The sequence below is a fragment of the Plastoroseomonas hellenica genome, assembly GCF_018129085.1.
Lineage (GTDB): Bacteria > Pseudomonadota > Alphaproteobacteria > Acetobacterales > Acetobacteraceae > Plastoroseomonas > Plastoroseomonas hellenica.
Window position 1 is genome coordinate 17,278 of sequence record NZ_JAAGBB010000042.1, and the last position, 18,064, is coordinate 35,341.

Genomic DNA, 18,064 nt, shown 5'->3' on the forward strand with positions numbered 1-18,064 from the left:
CACAGCTTTGCCGCGCATCGCACTATCGCCCAGCGCGAATGACCGTCCTGATCGCGAAGCTGGACTGGATGCGCGCCACCCCCGGCATGCGGGAGAGCTGCTCCTTGTGGATGCGCTCGTAATCGGCGGCGTCGCGCGCTTCCACCTGCAACAGGTAGTCGGCGATACCGGTCATCAGATGACATTGCACCACCTCCGGGCAGCGCTTCACCGCGGCCTCGAAGCGCGCCAGGTGCTGCTCCGTCTGCCGCTCCAGCGTGATCTGCACGATCACGGTGACCGCGCCCTGCGGCTCCGGCGCATCCAGCAGCACCGTGTAGCCACGGATGACGCCGCGCCGTTCCATCAGCCGCATGCGCCTGAGGCAGGCCGAGGGCGAGAGGCCGACGGCCGCCGCCAGCGCCGCATTGCTCATGCGGCCATCGGCCCGCAATTCCCGGATGATGGCGCGATCCAGCTCGTCCAATGCCTGCATCGGCAGATCCTGCGAAAACAAGAAACTTCCTGCGAAGCGACTACTATGGCACGGCAGGTTCCACCAGGGTTTGGCATGAAACCCGCATGCCCTCGGCCCTAGTTTGGATGACTAGAGCATTTTCCGTTCGCTCGAGCTCACTTCAAAAGCTCTAGCCCTTTGTTTTAGCGAGCAGATTCACGCTTCCGGGCGATTCCGCCCTCCAGCGATCTGCTCTAGCGAAAGGTCGCTGGCGGCATGCGGGTTGTGGTTCTCGGAAGTGGCGTCGTCGGCGTCGCCAGTGCCTGGTATCTGGCCAAGGCCGGGCACGAGGTGACGGTGCTCGACCGCCAGCCCGCCCCGGGCATGGAAACGAGCTTCGCCAATGCCGGCCAGGTCTCCTTCGGCTATTCGTCGCCCTGGGCGGCGCCCGGCATCCCGCTGAAGGCCATGAAATGGCTGATGATGCGCAACCGGCCGCTGGTCGTCTGGCCGCTGCTCGACACCCGCCTTTACGGCTGGGTCTCGCGCATGCTGATGAACTGCACCGAGGCGGCTTATGCGCGCAACAAGGCCCGCATGGTGCGCGTCGCCGACTACAGCCGCCGGACACTCGCCGAGCTGCGCGAGGAGACCGGCATCGAATACGACGCCCGGCGGCGGGGGACGCTGCAGCTCTTCCGCACCCAGAAGCAGCTCGACCACATCGGCGACGACACCCGGGTGCTGGAGCAGTTCGGCGTTCCCTATGACGTGCTCGATCCCGCCGGCTGCATCGACCAGGAGCCTGCGCTGCGCCATGTGAAAGGGCTCTATGTCGGCGGGCTCCGCCTGCCGCAGGACGAGACCGGCGACGCGCATGTCTTCACCCAGCGCCTGGCCGCGCTGGCCGCCGACAAGGGCGTGAGCTTCCGCCAAGGCGTGACGATCCAGGGCTTCGAGACGGCCGGCGATGCCGTCACCGGCATCGTCACCGATCAGGGCCGCGTCACCGGCGATGCCTTTGTCTGCGCCCTCGGCAGCTTCAGCACCGCGCTCCTCAAGACCATCGGCGTCCGCATCCCGGTCTATCCCGTGAAAGGCTATTCCCTGACCCTGCCGGTGCGCGACGAGGATGGCGCCCCGGTCTCCACGGTCATGGACGAGACCTTCAAGGTCGCGATCACCCGCCTGGGCGACCGCATCCGGGTCGGCGGCACCGCCGAGCTCGCCAGCTTCTCGACCCGGCTCCGGGAGCCGCGGCGGCAGACCCTGGTGCGCTCGCTCACCGACGTCTTCCCCCGCGGCGGCAATCCGGAGGAGGCGAAGTTCTGGACCGGGCTGCGCCCGATGACGCCGGACGGCACGCCGATCGTCGGCGCCACCCGCTACCGCAACCTGCACCTCAACACCGGCCATGGCACCCTGGGCTGGACCATGGCCTGCGGCTCCGGCCGCCTGCTCGCCGATCTCGTCAGCGGCGCCGCACCGGAAATCGACCATAGCGATCTCGCGGTTTCGCGCTACATGGTTGCAACGGCTTGAGCCGCTTCGCGTTGATTTCGTAACCGCACCAGTGCCAGATTGGCATGTATCGGGCCGGTGCCCGCAGGACCGCTATGGGTATCTATCTCGACGTTCCCTTTGCCAATCAGTTGATGCGGCCAGGCCAGAGCAGCGTCCTCAACGACCCGACGGGCTGCTGGTATGCCAGTGTCAACATGGTCGGCTGGTATTTCGAAGCTGGCCCACGCCTCGGCGTGCCGGAGTTGCATACATCGTCCCTACCGCCGGAGATCCGGGCCAGGCTCGGCTTCCAGGGGCATTTCGCGACCGGGTCCCGCGAAGCGCGGGCGATCATGGCCGCCTATCATGGCGGCCAGAGCGAACACGTGCTGCTGGCGGAGCGCGAACATCTGGAACCGATCGAGCACTGCGCGCGGCTGAACTACAATTTCGGCGGGCTGCAGATCGAGACCATCCTGCGCCGCTACGGCCCGATCTTCTTCTACTGGATGAAAACCGCGAACCGGCAGACCTATGGCCATGCCTCCGTGTTGATCGGCATCGGCAAGCGCAATTCCGAAGTGGTCTACCACGACCCCGAGAACGCGCCGAACAGCCGGATGACGCTCGATGCCTTCAACCAGGCCCGGCAGCGCTGGCACTACGGGATGATGCGCCGGTCGGGGACCGGCCACGTCATCCGAGGGCGGAGCATCGCCTGAAGCGCGATCGCTTCAGGACGGATCACCAAACAGACATTGGCGCCAACGGAGCGCCGGCACTACGAAGCGCTCGTTGAAAGAGCGGACCTGCCAGTGTTACCCCAGCTTGCGACACGGGTGGATCGGCGCATGAGCAATGGGGCGGCGCATGGATCGCGAGGAGCGCCGCTTGGCCGACGGGCGGCCTGTGTGGCATTCGCCACGGGGCTCCTGAGTGCCTGCGGCGAGGACGCCGCGCCACAGCCGCCGCCCCTCAGGGTCGCCGTCCAAACCGTGCAGCGCTCCGAGTATTCGCCCAGCGTCTCCCTGACCGGCGAGGTGGTGGCCCGGGTCACCAGCGAGTTGTCCTTCCGCACGGGCGGACGGGTCCTCGACCGGAAGGTCGAGATCGGCGACCACGTCACTCCCGACCAGGTCCTGGCGATGCTCGACCCTCAGGAACAGCAGGCCAATGTCACTGCCGCCGAGGCGGGCGTCCAGGCCGCGGAAGCGCAGCTCCGCCAGGCCACCTCCGCCTTCGACCGCCAGCGGACGCTGCTGGCCCAGGGTTTCACGACGCGGCGCGACTACGACCAGGCCGAGGAAGCGCTGAGGACGGCGCAAGGCAGGCTCGATGCCGCGCGCGCGGAGCTCGGCACGGCGCAGGACCTGTTGGGCCAGACCACCTTGCGGGCCGGCATGGCCGGCATCATCACCGCCCGCAACGTGGAGGCCGGGCAGGTCGTGCAGGCGGCCCAGACCGTCTACATCTTGGCGCAGGATGGCCCGCGCGACGCGATCTTCAACGTCTACGAGTCGATCTTCGTGCACGAGCCAACCTCCCAGGAGATCCGCGTCGCGCTGGTCGCCGATCCCGCCGTCACCGGCGTCGCGCGCATCCGGGAGGTCTCTCCGGTGGTCGATCCGGCCGGAGGGACCGTCAGGGTCCGGCTCGAGATCGTCGACCCACCGCCCGCCATGACGCTCGGCGCGGCACTGGTCGGCACCGGCCAGTTCAGGCCCCGGCAGGTCATCATGCTGCCCTGGAGCGCCTTGTCATCGGAAGGTGGCCAGCCGGCCGTCTGGGTGGTCGATCCGGCGGCCAGGGCAGTGTCGCTGCGGCGGATCGCGGTCGAAGCCTACGAGGTCGAGCAGATCCTGGTCCGGGAAGGGCTGGAGCCCGGCCAGGTCGTGGTCACCCGCGGCCAGCAGTTGCTGCACCCCGGCCAGGTCGTGGATCCCGTCGACGGTGGCGCCTCATGAGGAGCCGATGCCGCGGCACCGCGTTGCTGCCCGTGATCCTGCTGCTCGCGGCCTGCAAGGAACAGGCGCCGGAGGCGCCGCCGCCGATACGCCCGGTCCTGTCCGTGGTGGTCGATCCCGCCACCGAGCGGTCCTTCGGCTTCACCGGCACGGTGGAACCGCGCTACCGCGTGAGCCTCGGCTTCCGGCTGCTCGGACGCCTGATCCACCGCGATGTCGAGGTCGGCGACCAGGTCAGGGCCGGCACGCGGCTCGCGGCGATCGATTCCCTCGCGCTGGAGCTGGCGGTCCGCTCGGCGGTCGCCGACATGGCGACGGCCCGGGCCCAACTCGCGAACGCGACGGGCGTGGAGGGCCGCCAGCGCATCCTCACTGAGCGCAATGTCGTCGCCACCGCGCAGCTCGAAAGCGCGCAGCAAGCGCTGGCGAGCGCCGAGGCGTCCGTGCAGCGGGCCGAGGCCAACCTGGCCAAGGCGAATGAGCAGCTCACCTACGCGCAGTTGCAGAGCGACACCGACGGCGTGGTGACGGCGATCGGCGCCCAGGTCGGCCAGGTGGTCTCACCCGGGCAGGCTGTGGTGACGATCGCCCGCCCCGATATCCGTGAAGCCGCGGTCGACGTGCCGGAAGATGTCGCCCGCGACCTGCACCCGGGCACGCCCTTCGACATCGCGCTGCAGCTCGATCCCAGAATCCGCACCCAGGGCGAAGTGCGTGAGATCGGCCCGCAGGCCGACCAGACAACGCGGACGCGCCGGGTCCTGATCACGCTCTCCGGGACCGCGGAGCTGTTCCGGCTCGGCACGACGGTGACGGCGACGCTCCGGGTGCCGGCAGCCGCGACGATTACCCTGCCGCGCTCGGCCCTGCTCCAGCGGGACGGCAAGGATGTCGTCTGGGTGGTCGATACCGGCACCGGCACGGTGGCGACGCGCGACGTGCAGGTCGGGCGGCGAGACGACGCCGCCTTCGTCGTGACCGCGGGGCTTGCCGCCGGCGACCGCGTTGTCACTGCCGGCGTCAACAGCCTCAGGCCTGGCCAACAGGTGAGAATTCCGGGAGAGCCCACGCGGTGAAGGCGTTCAACCTCTCCGACTGGGCGCTCCATCACCGCTCCCTCGTCTGGTACCTGATCATCGTCTCCATGGCCATCGGCGCCATGTCCTACGTCAGGCTCGGGCGGGAGGAGGACCCGAACTTCACCATCAAGACGATGGTGGTCTCGGCACAGTGGCCGGGCGCTTCGCTCGAGGACACGCTCAGCCAGGTCACCGACCGCCTCGAGCGGAAGATCGAGGAGATCGCCCAGCTCGACTACACGCGCTCCATCACCTCGCCGGGTGCCACCACGATCTTCGTCAACCTCCGCGACACGACCCGGGCGGCGGAGATCCCGATGATCTGGAACAGGGTCCGCAACATCCTCTCGGACATCCGCGGCACCCTGCCGCAGGGCGTGGTGGGGCCGATGTTCAACGACGATTTCGGCGATGTCTTCGGCAATGTCTACGCCTTCACCGCCGATGGCTTGAGCCAGCGGCAGCTTCGCGACTATGTCGAGAGCATCCGCGCCAGGATCCTGACGGTGCCGAACATCGGCAAGGTCAACCTGGTCGGCACGCAGGACGAGGCAATCTTCCTGGAGTTCTCCACCAGGAACATCGCGGCCCTCGGCCTCGACCAACAAGCCATCATCGGGACGCTGCAGGCACAAAACGCCATCGCGCCCTCCGGCGTCATCCAGGCCGGCCCGGAACGCATCAGCCTCCGGGTGTCCGGCGCTTTCGCATCCGAGGACAGCCTCAGGGCGATCAACCTCAGGATCAACGATCGCTTCTTCCGGCTGGCGGACGTCGCCACCATCACCCGCGGCTATGTCGACCCGCCGACGCCGATGTTCCGCTTTAACGGCGAAGCGGCGATCGGACTTGCCATCGGCATGCGGCCAGGGGCCAACCTGCTGGAATTCGGCGAGGCCCTGAAGGCGGAGATGCGGCTGATCGAAGGCGACCTGCCGATCGGTGTCGGCGTTCACCTCGTCGCCGATCAGCCGGCGGTGGTCGACCATGCGATCGGCGGCTTCGTGAAGGCATTGATCGAAGCGGTCGTCATCGTGCTGCTGGTGAGCTTCGTCAGCCTGGGCATGCGAGCCGGGCTGGTGGTGGCGCTCGCGATTCCGCTGGTGCTGGCCATCACCTTCCTGGCGATGGAGCTCTGGGGCATCTCCTTGCAGCGGATCTCGCTCGGCGCGCTGATCATCGCGCTCGGCCTCCTGGTCGATGACGCGATGATCGCCGTGGAGATGATGGTGGCGCGGCTCGAAGCCGGCGACCCGCTCTCGGCGGCAGCGACCGCCGTCTATGCCCACACCGCCTTCCCGATGCTGACCGGCACGCTGGTCACCGTCGCCAGCTTCATCCCGGTCGGCCTGAACAGCTCGGCCGCCGGCGAGTTCACCTTCACGCTCTTTGTCGTGATCACGGTGTCGCTGATCGTGTCCTGGATCGTGGCCGTGCTGTTCACGCCGCTGCTCGGCGTCGCCATCCTGCCGAATGCCCTGAAGCAGCATGCCCATGGCCCCGGCCGGTTCGGTCGGTCGTTCGCGCGTCTGCTCGTCACCGCCATGCGCTGGCGTTGGGTCACCATCGGGGCCACCATCTTCGTCTTCCTGCTGTCGCTCTACGGCATGAAGTTCGTGCAGCAGCAGTTCTTCCCCTCCTCCGACCGACCGGAGCTCATCGTCGACTGGACGCTGCCGCAGAATGCCTCGATCACCGAGACCAGGGCGCAGATGGACCGGTTCGAGGCGGAGCTGCGCGGCAACGCGGACATCGACTACTGGTCGTCCTATGTCGGCCAGGGGGCGGTGCGCTTCGTGCTGTCCTTCGACGTGCAACCCTCGAACCCCTTCTTCGGCCAGATGGTGATCGTCACCAGGGACCTCGAGGCGCGGGAGCGCGTCCGCACGCAGCTCGAGGCGATCGCGCGCCGCGACTTCATCGGCACCGATGTCTATGTCCACAACATGGATCTCGGGCCGCCGGTCGGCCGTCCTGTCGCCTACCGGGTGAGCGGCCCGGACATCGCGACGGTGCGGCGCCTCTCGCAGGAGCTGGCCGCCATCATCGGGCGCGACCCACGCATCGGCAGCATGGTCTATGACTGGAACGAGCCCGCCAGGGTGGTGCGGGTCGAGGTGCTGCAGGACAAGGCCAGGCAGCTCGGCGTGAGCTCGCAGGACATCGCCGGCGCGCTGAACAGCATCGTCGGCGGCTCGGCCGTGACCCAGGTCCGGGACGACATCTACCTCATCAACGTCATCGGCCGCGCCCGCGGTACGGAACGCGGGTCGATCAGCACCTTCCAGGATCTCCAGCTTCCCGGCCAGAATGGCCGGTCCGTCCCACTGGCGGCCGTCGCGAGTTTCCGCTTCGACATGGAGCAGCCCGTGGTCTGGCGGCGCAGCCGACTGCCGACCATCACGCTGCGCGCCGCCATCGCCGGGAACCAGCAACCCGCGACCGTGGTCGCGGGCCTGCAGCGCGAGGTCGATGCCTTCGGCCGGCTGCCGCCCGGCTACCAGGTCCAGCTCGGCGGCGCCGTCGAGGAGAGCGGCAAGGGGCAGGCGCCGATCGCCGCCGTGGTCCCGGTGATGCTCTTTGTCATGGCGACGATCCTGATGATCCAGTTGCAAAGCTTCAGCCGGCTCGTCCTGGTGGTCGCGGTGGCGCCGCTCGGGCTGATCGGCGTCGTCGCGGCCTTGCTGCCAAGCCAGGCGCCGCTCGGCTTCGTGGCGATCCTCGGCGTGCTCGCGCTGATCGGCATCCTGATCCGCAACTCGGTGATCCTGGTCGTGCAGATCGACGAGCTGCGGCGTGAAGGCAAGCCGCCCTGGGATGCGGTGATCGAGGCGACCGAGCACCGCATGCGCCCGATCCTGCTGACCGCGGCGGCCGCGAGCCTCGCCCTGATCCCGATCTCGCGGGAGGTCTTCTGGGGGCCGATGGCCTACGCGATGATGGGCGGCATCATCGTCGGCACGGTGCTGACCCTGGTGTTCCTGCCGGCGCTCTACGTGGCGTGGTTCCGCATCCAGGAACCGGCGGCCTCGGAGAGCTGACCGGCCGGTGCAGCGTTCAGCCGCGCCGCGCCGCCAGCAGCCGCAGCAGCGCCGCGTCGCGCGCGGTGGCGAGATCCCGCGTCGATTGCCCGCCGGCCTCGTCGGCGACGCCTTCGACCAGCCTGGCGGACAGCGCCGCATCCACCTTGGGATCGCCGAGATCCTGCCACCAGCTCTCCATCGCCGGCAGCAGATGGTGCAGGAAATGCTCCATGCCGCCCTCCCCGCCCGCCAGATGGAAGGTGAGGTGCGGCCCCATCAGTGCCCAGCGCAGGCCCGGCCCCTCGCTGATCGCAGCATCGACATCGGCGACGCTCGCCACGCCTTCGGCGACCAGATGGATAGCTTCCCGCCAGAGCGCCGCCTGCAGGCGGTTGGCGAGATGGCCCGGCACCTCCTTCCGGATCTCGATCGGGTGCTTGCCGATGGCCCGGTAGAAAGCCATGGCCGCCGCGACGGCCTCCGGGCTCGCCTTGGCCCCACCCACCACCTCGACCAGCGGAATCAGATGCGGCGGGTTGAAGGGATGCCCGATCACCACCCGCTCCGGATGCCGGCAGGCCTCCGACAGGCGGGAGGCCAGCAGGCCGGAGGTGGAGGAGGCGATGACCACATCCGGCGGCAGCGCGGCGTCGATCCTGGCCAGCAGCGTCTGCTTGATCTCCAGCCGCTCCGGCGCGCTCTCCTGCACGAAATCGGCGCCTGCGGCTGCCTTCGCCGGATCGGGCTCGAAGCGCCAGCCCTCCGGGTTCGCGCCAGGCACGGCGCCCAGTTGCAGCAGCCCCGGCCAGGCGCCGGCCACCATGCGGCGGATCAGGTCCGGCGCATCCGGCGACGGATCGCTCGCCACCACCTCCAGCCCGCGGGAGAGGAACCAGGCGGCCCAGCTCGCGCCGATGATGCCCGCGCCGATGACTGCGACACGCTTAACGGCGGTGCGCATCCTCTCAAAGCCTCAGCGTCGGGTCGCGCCGCGCCAGGCGGGCCAGGATGAACTCGACCTCCGCGAGCGTCGCCGGCGTCAGCTTCGGCCCCGGGTTGCGCAGCGCAGCGCTGGCGATGATGCCGCGGCGCATCAGCGCGTGCTTGCGCACCGCAAGCCCGAGCCCTGGCTGCAATTCGTAGCGGATCAGCGGCAGGTGCAAGTCGAAAAGATCATGCGCCGCCTCCCGCTCACCCTGCAGGATCAGCTCCCGCACCCGGACCAGCATCTCCGGCACCGCATAGCCGGTCATGATGCCGTCGGCGCCGCGCTCGATCTCCTGCGGCAGGAAGATGCCGCCATTGCCGCCGAGGATCGCCAGCCGCCGCGCGCCCTTGGCTTCCGCGGCGCGGATCGCCGAGAGCTTGTCGAGGCCCGGGTGATCCTCCGCCTTCAGCATCACGAGGCGCGCATCCTCATTCGCGAGCGTCGTCACCATGCCGGCGGAGATCGCGACGCTGGTGAGCTGCGGGTAGTCCTGCAGCACCCAGGGCGCATCGCCCACCACCTGCGACGCCTGGCGCAGATAGGCCATGACGGCATCGTCGCCACGCAGCCCGGCCGCCGGTGCGATCATCACGCCTGCCGCGCCGGCATCCATTGCGCCCCTGGCGAGGGACCGCATGGCCGCGAAGCCGGGCGCGGAGACGCCAACGATCACCGGCACGCGACCGCCGACCCTGGTGATCACGTGCTGCGCGAAGCGAAGCGACTCCTCGGCATCGAGCTTCGGCGCCTCCCCCATGATGCCGAGCAAGGTGAGGCCGGTGGCGCCGGCCTCCAGGAAGGCTTCGGTCATGCGCGCGGCGCTGTCGAGGTCGAGCGCGCCGTCATCGGCGAAGGGCGTCGGCGCGATAACGAAGACCCCGGCGGCGGAGGTGTCGAGCATCATGGGGCATCCCCTTTCTTCGGCTTCGGCGCGGCGCCGCTGGCGGCCTTGAAGAAGGCACCCATGGCATCGCCCATCCAGCTCGGCTGCGCCATCCGGGTCCAGGCGGCGAGCAGCGCCTCCGGCGTCGCCTGAGTCAGGTCGGGCATCTGCGCCTGCAGGCGATCCAGCATGGCTGTGTGCAGCGGCGTGAGGTCGGGCAAGCCGAGGAAGCGGCGCGCCTCCTCCGGCGTACAATCGATCTCGATGGTCATCTTCATCCTGCCGCCTCCACCCTGAAGCACGGGAGTCTGGCGCGAAGCGGAGCGCGGCGAAAGGGGCAGCTCAAGCCTGATCCGGCAGCCTGCATTTGAGGGTAGATAGGCCCATGCCAGATTCGAAGCCTCGCATAGCGGTCATCGGGGCCGGCCCGGCCGGGCTGATCGCGACCGAAATTCTCGCTGCCGCGGGCGTCTTGGTGGATGTCTTCGAGCGCATGCCCTCCCCCGCGCGCAAGCTGCTGATCGCCGGGCGCGGCGGGCTGAACCTGACGCATTCCGAACCGCTGGAGCGCTTCCTGACTCGCTATCGGGAGGCCGCGCCGCATCTCGCGCCCCATATCCGCGCCTTCCCGCCGGCGGCGCTGGCCGCCTGGTGCGAAGGGCTCGGCCAGCCGGTCTTCACCGGCAGTTCCGGCCGCGTCTTCCCGCGGGCCATGAAGGCCTCGCCCCTGCTGCGGGCCTGGCTGGCGCGGCTCGCGACCCTCGGGGTCAGGCTGGACACGCGCCAGGTTTTCGAAGGCTTCGGCGATGATGGCGGGCTTCTGGTGTCCGGGCGCAAGGTGGCCGCTGATGCCGTCATCCTGGCCTGCGGCGGCGCCTCCTGGCCACGCCTCGGTAGCGATGGCGCCTGGGCGGCGCTGCTGCCTGGGGTGCCGGTCGCCCCCTTCCGCCCGGCCAATATGGGCTTCCGCGTCGCCTGGTCCGAGCATCTCCGCGGCCGCTTCGCCGGCACGCCACTGAAGCGCATCGCGCTCCGCTTCGGCACCGAGACGCAGCGCGGCGAGGCGGTGGTGACCGAAGCGGGGATCGAGGGTGGCGCCGTCTATGCGCTTTCCGCTCCGCTGCGGGAGGCGATCGCGCGGGACGGCCACGCGACCCTGCGCCTCGACCTGCGCCCGGACCTCGATGCCGCCGAATGCGCCCGCCGGCTGGCGGCGCCGCGTGGGGGGCAGAGCCTGTCCAACCATCTCCGCCGCAGCCTGAACCTGGCGCCCGTCGCGATCGCCCTGGTGCAGGAGGCGCTGCATGCCGGCGCCGCGCAGGACGACCTCGCCGCGCTGGTCAAGGCGTTGCCGCTGCGGCTGGACGCGCCGATGCCGATCGCGCGCGCGATTTCCTCGGCGGGTGGGCTGTCCTGGGCGGCGCTGGACGAGCGCCTCATGCTGCGGGCGCGTCCCGGCGTCTTCGCCGCCGGCGAGATGCTGGACTGGGAAGCGCCGACCGGCGGCTATCTGCTGCAGGCCTGCTTCGCGACCGGCGTCGCCGCGGCGCGCGGCGCACTCGATTGGCTCGCGGCGCGCGGCGCGATCGACTGGCTGGCGGCGCGGCAGCGCTGATCCCCTTCACCACGCTTGCCAGCACGGCGACGGTGATGGCGAAATCGCCCAAGGAGACGGCCCGGGAGCAGGTGGCCTTGCGGACAACGATAGGCATCATCGGCGCCGGCCCGGCGGGCCTGTTCCTCGCGCATCTGCTGCATCGCGCGGGCATCGCCTCGGTGATCCTGGAGGCGCGCAGCAGAGAGGCGGTCGAGCAGACCATCCGCGCCGGCATGCTGGAGCACTGGGTGGTGGAGCGCATGCGCGCCATGGGCCTCGGCGCACGTCTGGATGCCGAAGCGCATTTCCACGGCGGCATCACCCTGCAGAGCGGCACCGAACGCGCCCATCTCGACATCGCCGGCCTCACCGGCGGCAAACGGGTGACGATCTACGCCCAGCACGAGGTGCTGAAGGACCTGATCGCGGCGCGTCTCGCCGATGGCGGCGAGATCCGTTTCGACGCCACCGTCACCCGCATCGAAGGCATCGAAAGCGACCGCCCTGCCCTGCACTACGGGGAAGGTGGCGTCGCGCGCCGCCTCGACTGCGATTTCGTGGTCGCCGCCGACGGCTTCCACGGCCCCGGCCGCCAGGCCATCCCCGCGGCGGCCAGGCGCGAATACAGCCGGCGCTGGCCCTTCGGCTGGCTGGGCATCCTCTGCCATGCGCCACTCTCCTGGCCGGAGCTGATCTATGCCAGTCACGCGGATGGCTTCGCCCTGCTCACCACCCGCTCGGACAGCGTCCAGCGCCTCTATCTCCAATGCGGGCCGGATGACGATGTGGCGGCCTGGCCCGATGCGCGCATCTGGGACGCGCTGCACCGGCGCCTGGCCAGCCCCGGCTGGCAGCTCGCGGAAGGCGCGATCTTCGCCAAGACCGTGGTGCCGCTGCGCAGCTTCGTGTGCGAGACGATGCGCCACGGGCGTCTGTTCCTGGCCGGCGACGCCGCGCATATCGTGCCGCCGACCGGTGCCAAGGGCCTCAACCTCGCCGTCGCCGACGTCGTCGTGCTGGCCCGTGCGCTCGAGGCGTTCCTGCACCACAACCGCAGCGACGGTATCGAGAGTTACGCGGCGCGGGCGCTGGAGCGGGTCTGGAAGGTGGCGCGCTTCTCCTGGTGGATGACCGCGATGCTGCATCGCAGCCCGTCCGAGGACGCCTTCGACGCCCGGATCCGGGCCGCCGAGCTCGCGCATGTCATGGAATCGCGCCCGGCGCAGGCCGCACTGGCGGAGAACTACGCCGGCCTGCCGATGTAAGAATGACCATTAGCGTTCGAGGCCGGTCACCTCGCGGTCGCGCGGCAGGGTGACCGTGTAGCCGAAGCGGATCCGCCGCTCCTCTCCCGGCGCATAGGTGGCACTCCAGGTGAGGACACCGGGCCGCCCATCCACATCGCGCGCGGTCGGCGCTGGATCGGCGTTCAGGGTCACCACCAGCGGCTCCTCGCCGGAGACCGGAAGCTGGTCGGCGACGACGATGTCCATGCGCCGCTGATGGAAGTTGCGGATGGTGATCAGCGCCTCCGTGCTGCGGCTGCGGGTGCGGCCGGTGAGCAGCCCACCTTCTTCGCCGCGGCGCTGCGCCTGCAGGGCGTAGCTGACCCGCACCCGGTCATCGGCGCCGAAGGACAGCACCGTCTCCTCCCGCGGGCGCAGCATCGGCAGGGCGACGCGGCCGACGAAGACGCCGTCGAGATGCAGCGAGGCCTGTCCCGCAAGGGTCGGCGTCTCCGACGGGTTGGCGAAGCGCGCAACGAGGAAGGCGCGCGGATCGAGGCGCGGTATGGTGCGCACGCTGAGCCCGGCATCGGCATTGAGGTCGCCGATCCTGACCCGGCGATCGGTGCCGTCGCTGCGGAGCGAAGCGCGGCCGGGGATGCGGTACTCGACGGCGAAGCCGGCCGAGGCGGTGACCGCGGCGACCGTCTCCACGTCGCGCGGCGGCGCCGGGGCCGGCGCCTCCGCGCTCGTGCTCGGTGCTACGGCCCCGCGCATCACCGTCCGGCCGCCGGGCCGTGCATCGGCGGCCTGCTGCCGCGCCATTTCCGCCAGCCGGGCGAGTTCCGCCGGATCGACCAGCCGGATCCGCCAGGACTGCAGCTCCGGCGGCCGCGAATCCGCGGTCGGCCGCGCGGTCGAAAGCGTCAGCGCCACGTCCCGCCAATCCTCGCCGGTGCGCTGGGTCACGATCGCTTCCTGGCGCAAGGTCAGCCGCCCCGCGGCGCTGTCGAGCCGCGCCTCATAGACCGGCTGCCAGCGGGCGCCGGGCACCTGATAGCTCACCGAGAGGTCGAGCCGCGTCGCAGCCTCCGCCCGCAGCGCCACGGTGATCTCGAGCGTGCCGGGCGGGGCGCTGCGCAGGCCGCCGATCTCGGCCTGGACCAGCGCGCGCCGTGCCTCCAGCGTCCGTCGCGCCTGACGCAGGATCCGGGTCGCCTCGGCCGCCTCGGCGGTGCCGTCGCGCACCGTCTCCCAGGCCGCGCGCCAGCCGGCCGGGTCGGCCGCAAGGCGCGGCGCCTCCCCCGTCGCGGGCGGACGGCGCTGCTGGTCGGCGAAGCTGGCGCTCAGCCGTTCGATCAAGGTGAGTTGCGCGGTCTGGGCGGCGATGCGGACGTCGACGGTCGCCATCTCATCGTCGATCTCGCGCAGCCGGTCGGTCAGCTCGGCGCGGCGTGCATCGCCGGTGCGCGGATCGAAGCTCGCCTGCCGCACCTCGACGGCGCCGATCGCGACCGCGGCCGGCGCGGTGCCGCGGGCGGTCACGCTGTCGCGCAGCAGGCCGGCCGGGACACTCGGCAGCACGATCAGGCTGTCGCCCGCCGGCAGGTCGATGCTGCCGCCGCGGGTGACCGTCGCCTGGTCCGGATAGATGGTGACGGCGCTTGGCGCCGCGGAGAGCAGCAGCGTGGGCGGCGCATCCTGCGCGACGGCCGGCTGCAGGGCAGCACAGACCAGCACCAGGGCAGAGATGGCGCGAAGCGGCTTCACGGCGATCCTCCGATACGATTTCGCTACGATCGCCCGTTTGTCCTCCCTGGCGCAATCGCGCTGTGGGGTCCGCGCTGCCGCCCACGTGCTATTGACCGGGGGGCGGCGCTCCTCTACCTCGCGCCCCACGCCACGTGTCCCGTTCGTCTAGAGGCCTAGGACACCAGCCTTTCACGTTGGCAGCACGGGTTCGAATCCCGTACGGGACGCCATTGGCATAGCAGGCACCCTGTCGGCGGCGGGAAGCCACCGCATCTGCCGGGCGATGACCCCCTCGCGTTCAGTGGTCCGGATCGTGATTCCTGGACAAGCGCCGGCAGGACCTCGCGGCGATGTCATTCGGACGCGCGCGCAATTCCGTGTTCGGGCCCCGGAGAACGCGCTTGCCATGGCGGCTTGCCCCGGAGGATAGCTTGATCGCTGGCGTAACCTCTGCGGGGGCCTTCCTTTGGGGCTGCGGATGCAAGGTTCGCAGGATCGCACGGACGCTGCCGCGGAACGGCATGGGCGCGGCACCGTCAAGCTCGCCGCCGCCCTGATCGCGGCTTCGCTGGCCTCCGGCTGTGACGACAAGCGGGATCAGCAGACAGCATCGTCCTTCGACGCGACGGCGCATGCCCGCCGGGTCGCGGAGGACGGGATCCTCGCCAGGGCCGGGCGCCGGGGCGCCGTGCTGCGCGCCGTCCAGGTCTATCGGCAGGCCCTGGCGGGAACGGTGACCGTGTGCGGACAGATCAATCCCACCGGCCGCGGCGACCAAGCCTATATCCCCTTCGTGACCGTCGTGACCTATGAGGAAGCGCCGGACAGGGGGCAGCCGCGCTTCCAGCTCGTGCAGCATCTCGCGGACAGCAGCGCGGCGGCGACCCGGGTCTATGTCGAGATGGTGTCGCGCTGCTTCGAGGGCGGCGGCCCCAGGGACGCGCGCAGCGTGCAGACCTTGCCGCCGCTGCCGACCGGCCTGCCGCACGAGGCGGAGGAAATGCCCGCACCCAGCGCGGCGCAGCAGCCGGCCGCCGGCGCCGCGCCCGTGACCACGGCGGTCGCCGCGCCGCCCCTCGCCTCGTCCCGCAACAATGTGACCACGCGCCAGCACGCGAACCTCCGGTCAAACCCTGCAGGCGGCGGCGCCGTCCTGCGGGTCGTGCCGCCAGGCTCATCGCTCCGCGTGTTCGGGGAGGCGCCCGGTGGCTGGTACCAGGTCGGCGACACCGAGCCATGGGGCTGGATCCACGGCAGCCTGCTCGACCCCTGAAGCGCTGCCTTTCGCCTCGCAACGGCCGAAGCGAAGCGGTGCGCCGACGCAACCACGGCCGCATCATGGCGTTCTTCGCTATGATGTGATTGCGGATGCAGAGTGCACGCCATGCGAGATCTCCTGCTCATCCTGATCGTCAGTGCCGGCCTGGTCGCCGGGTTGCTTGGGATCAATGCCGCCTTGCGGGCCGGCTCCGTCGAAGCCGGCCACTTCCGGCTCGCCGCCTTCGACTGACCGCCCTCCGGTATTGCCGAACGCAATATTGACGCTTTCCGTGATCCTCAACCTCGTCCCGATGTGGTAACGCCTCCTGCTATCATCCCGCCTCATCGAGTTCGGCTTTGTCCGGAAAGACGTTCCTCCCCCGTCGAAGCAGCCCCGCCGGCCTCGAATCGGGCCGTTCCGGTGGCGCTGTCGCGCTGCTGCCGCGGCCCAAGCGCGCCCCCGCGAATGTTCCGGGACGGCAAGAATCACGGCGACCGGGGACTGCGCGAAGCGCCTCGATCCGGCCGCTCGCCAACACCGCCGATGGCATCGCCTTTGACGTGCTCCGCGCGGAGATCCGGGCGCAGCTCCCTCCCCTGACCCTTCAGGATTTCACGCCGCATACCCTGGCGGCCATCATGGCGCTTGGCGCCATCAGGCCGGATCATGCGGACTGGCTCGCGCAGTTCATGGTCGAGGCGCAGGCGGACGGTATCGATCTTGCAGCGCTGAAGGTGCAGCGACGGAAGCCACAACTGAACCGCACCGAGAAGCGCAGGATCGGCCTCCGCTCCGAGACGCCGTTCTCCCGCCTGGCGTTCGACATGCTCACTGAGAAGGGCCGCGCCGCACCGCTGCAGGCGCTCCGCGCCACCGCCCTGCAGGTCTCGGCGCGGCAGGCCGCGCACGCCGTGCAGCAGCGCCAGCGCGAGATCGGCATCACGCATTACGTCTGGATCGCCGGCGATGACGCTGAGGCCTGCCCGGCCTGTGCACTGAACAATGGCCGGATCTTCGCGTGGGACAATCCGCCGCCGGGTGGTCATCCCGGCATGCGGACCTGCTGCGCCGAAGGGCACTGCCGGTGCGTGGCACAGGCCGTGTTTTCGGACGAAGAGCACCACCTGCCGGAGGATGATCGCGCGCCTTCCGACGAGGGAAGCACGGCCGCCGCGCCCCGTCGCCGCCTGGATGTCACAGGCGTCGTGATCTTGGCGTTCCTGGCGCTCGCCTGCGTATCGCTGCTGCCGCTCCTGCCCCGCTGGCTTTAGGCGAGGCGCGCCGCGATCGTTCCTGTCATGTCAGGCCATGACAGTAGCGGCGCGCAGTTCCGGAACCGGGGTCAGCGCCGCCTTGCCTGCCAGCACCGCCTCGATGTTCCCGCGCACCAGCGCTGCACCTGCAGCGCGGACCTCCGGCGCCCAGGCTGCGCAATGCGGCGTCATCAGGAGGCGCGGCGCATCGATCAGGCAGGGCGGGATCACCGGCTCCCCGTCATAGACGTCGAGTGCGGCGCCGGCGATGGTGCCCTCGTGCAGCGCCGCGGCCAGTGCCTCGCTGTCCACCACGCTGCCGCGCCCGATATTGACCAGGAAGCCCCCCGGCCCCAGCAGCCGCAGCACCGCTGCATCCACCAGATGGCGCGTCGACGCGCCGCCCGGCACGGCGACGATGAGGCAGTCGGACTGCTCCGCGAGCTCGGCCACGCTTCCCACATGGCGCCAAGGCATCTCGGCCCGCGGCCGCCGCGTGTGGTAGGCGATCGACATCTCGAACCCCTCCGCCCGGCGCGCGATCCGCTCGCCGATGGCGCCGAGGCCCAGGATACCCATCCGCTTGCCGGTCGGAATCGGCCGCAGCCCGACGCCTTCCCGCCAGAGGCCCCGGCGCGTCGCGTGGTCCAGCCTTGGCAGGTCGCGCATCGCCGCCAGCAGCAGGGCCATGGCGTGGTCCGCGACGGAGGTCGCGTTGGCGCCCGCCCCATAGGTGACAATGACGCCCCGCGCCCGCGCCGCCTCGACATCGACGCCCTCGTAGCCGGTGCCTAGGCAGCAGATCAGCTCCAGCAGCGGCAGGGCTTCGAGCATCGCCCGCGGCGCGCCTGTCGTGCCATTGGTGACCATCACGCGCATCCGGTCGCCCAGCCGCCCCACAATGGCCTCCGGCGTTTCGTCGGGGGCCGATTCGAGGATCGTGAAGCCATCCCGCAGGGTCTCCCGCATGGTCGCCGTCGGCGGCACCCGGAACAAGACGTCCGTCATATTCAATCCCCTCAGTCGCGATGCGCGCGTCGCCGCGGCCATGCATCCGGCATGCCGCGCGATCCCGATGCCGCGTATAGGGCATGCCGCA

At 70.1% G+C, this 18,064-nt stretch carries 16 protein-coding genes and 1 tRNA gene; 11 read left to right on the forward strand and 6 right to left on the reverse strand.

The window, feature by feature from the left end:
• Positions 1–22: 22 nt before the first annotated feature.
• Positions 23–475: an Lrp/AsnC family transcriptional regulator gene (locus tag GXW71_RS26045; protein WP_211855625.1), complete on the reverse strand. Its 453-nt coding sequence runs from the start codon at positions 473–475 to the stop codon at positions 23–25.
• Between the two features lie 237 nt (positions 476–712).
• On the opposite strand from GXW71_RS26045, the gene GXW71_RS26050 reads away from it, so the two are divergent.
• The 5 genes from GXW71_RS26050 (at position 713) to GXW71_RS26070 (ending at position 8,023) form a co-directional block, all read left to right on the forward strand.
• Positions 713–1,978, forward strand: coding sequence for a D-amino acid dehydrogenase (locus GXW71_RS26050; RefSeq protein ID WP_211855626.1), 1,266 nt, complete (start codon positions 713–715; stop codon positions 1,976–1,978).
• Positions 1,979–2,052: 74 nt separating this feature from the next.
• Positions 2,053–2,661: a papain-like cysteine protease family protein gene (locus GXW71_RS26055; protein ID WP_211855627.1), complete on the forward strand. Its 609-nt coding sequence runs from the start codon at positions 2,053–2,055 to the stop codon at positions 2,659–2,661.
• A gap of 189 nt (positions 2,662–2,850) precedes the next feature.
• Positions 2,851–3,903: an efflux RND transporter periplasmic adaptor subunit gene (locus GXW71_RS26060; RefSeq protein ID WP_211855628.1), complete on the forward strand. Its 1,053-nt coding sequence runs from the start codon at positions 2,851–2,853 to the stop codon at positions 3,901–3,903.
• The gene (locus GXW71_RS26065; RefSeq protein ID WP_211855629.1) at positions 3,900–4,979 is read left to right on the forward strand and encodes an efflux RND transporter periplasmic adaptor subunit; all 1,080 of its coding nucleotides are present in this window, start codon (positions 3,900–3,902) and stop codon (positions 4,977–4,979) included. Before GXW71_RS26060 ends, GXW71_RS26065 begins: the two co-directional genes overlap by 4 nt.
• Positions 4,976–8,023 (forward strand): efflux RND transporter permease subunit, encoded by a 3,048-nt coding sequence (locus GXW71_RS26070; RefSeq protein ID WP_211855630.1) that lies wholly within the window; start codon positions 4,976–4,978, stop codon positions 8,021–8,023. The genes GXW71_RS26065 and GXW71_RS26070 overlap by 4 nt, the downstream gene beginning before the upstream one ends.
• A 16-nt stretch (positions 8,024–8,039) precedes the next feature.
• Here the strand turns inward: GXW71_RS26070 and GXW71_RS26075 are convergent, their stop codons facing one another.
• The 3 genes from GXW71_RS26075 to GXW71_RS26085 are packed head-to-tail and all read right to left on the reverse strand — an operon-like array spanning position 8,040 to position 10,154.
• Positions 8,040–8,966, reverse strand: coding sequence for a 3-hydroxyacyl-CoA dehydrogenase NAD-binding domain-containing protein (locus GXW71_RS26075; protein ID WP_211855631.1), 927 nt, complete (start codon positions 8,964–8,966; stop codon positions 8,040–8,042).
• A 4-nt stretch (positions 8,967–8,970) separates the two neighbouring features.
• Positions 8,971–9,897 (reverse strand): dihydrodipicolinate synthase family protein, encoded by a 927-nt coding sequence (locus GXW71_RS26080; RefSeq protein WP_211855632.1) that lies wholly within the window; start codon positions 9,895–9,897, stop codon positions 8,971–8,973.
• On the reverse strand, positions 9,894–10,154 hold the full coding sequence (locus tag GXW71_RS26085) for a DUF6489 family protein (RefSeq protein ID WP_211855633.1): 261 nt from the start codon (positions 10,152–10,154) through the stop codon (positions 9,894–9,896). The genes GXW71_RS26080 and GXW71_RS26085 overlap by 4 nt, the downstream gene beginning before the upstream one ends.
• Before the next feature lie 107 nt (positions 10,155–10,261).
• Here GXW71_RS26085 and GXW71_RS26090 point away from each other — a divergent pair, with 107 nt between their 5' ends.
• Both GXW71_RS26090 and GXW71_RS26095 read left to right on the forward strand, forming a co-directional pair.
• The gene (locus GXW71_RS26090; protein WP_211855634.1) at positions 10,262–11,491 is read left to right on the forward strand and encodes a TIGR03862 family flavoprotein; all 1,230 of its coding nucleotides are present in this window, start codon (positions 10,262–10,264) and stop codon (positions 11,489–11,491) included.
• Positions 11,440–12,738: a 4-hydroxybenzoate 3-monooxygenase gene (locus tag GXW71_RS26095; RefSeq protein WP_367617375.1), complete on the forward strand. Its 1,299-nt coding sequence runs from the start codon at positions 11,440–11,442 to the stop codon at positions 12,736–12,738. The genes GXW71_RS26090 and GXW71_RS26095 overlap by 52 nt, the downstream gene beginning before the upstream one ends.
• 9 nt (positions 12,739–12,747) lie before the next feature.
• On the opposite strand, the gene GXW71_RS26100 is transcribed toward GXW71_RS26095, so the two are convergent.
• Positions 12,748–14,469 carry a mucoidy inhibitor MuiA family protein gene (locus tag GXW71_RS26100; protein WP_211855635.1) on the reverse strand — a complete coding sequence of 574 codons (1,722 nt, stop codon included), beginning with the start codon at positions 14,467–14,469 and terminating at the stop codon, positions 12,748–12,750.
• Between the two features lie 136 nt (positions 14,470–14,605).
• On the opposite strand from GXW71_RS26100, the gene GXW71_RS26105 reads away from it, so the two are divergent.
• The 4 genes from GXW71_RS26105 (at position 14,606) to GXW71_RS35540 (ending at position 16,983) form a co-directional block, all read left to right on the forward strand.
• Positions 14,606–14,681: transfer RNA gene (locus GXW71_RS26105), tRNA-Glu, on the forward strand.
• A 248-nt stretch (positions 14,682–14,929) separates the two neighbouring features.
• Positions 14,930–15,724: an SH3 domain-containing protein gene (locus GXW71_RS26110; RefSeq protein WP_211855636.1), complete on the forward strand. Its 795-nt coding sequence runs from the start codon at positions 14,930–14,932 to the stop codon at positions 15,722–15,724.
• 111 nt (positions 15,725–15,835) lie between these two features.
• Entirely contained in the window at positions 15,836–15,961 is a 126-nt protein-coding gene (locus GXW71_RS35275) for a hypothetical protein (protein WP_281417419.1), read from the forward strand.
• Positions 15,962–16,272: 311 nt separating this feature from the next.
• Complete coding sequence (locus GXW71_RS35540) at positions 16,273–16,983, forward strand: minor capsid protein (RefSeq protein ID WP_211855637.1); 711 nt, start codon at positions 16,273–16,275, stop codon at positions 16,981–16,983.
• Between the two features lie 30 nt (positions 16,984–17,013).
• Here the strand turns inward: GXW71_RS35540 and GXW71_RS26120 are convergent, their stop codons facing one another.
• Positions 17,014–17,973, reverse strand: a complete 960-nt coding sequence (locus GXW71_RS26120; RefSeq protein ID WP_211855638.1) for a 2-hydroxyacid dehydrogenase — start codon at positions 17,971–17,973, stop codon at positions 17,014–17,016.
• Between the last annotated feature and the right edge of the window lie 91 nt (positions 17,974–18,064).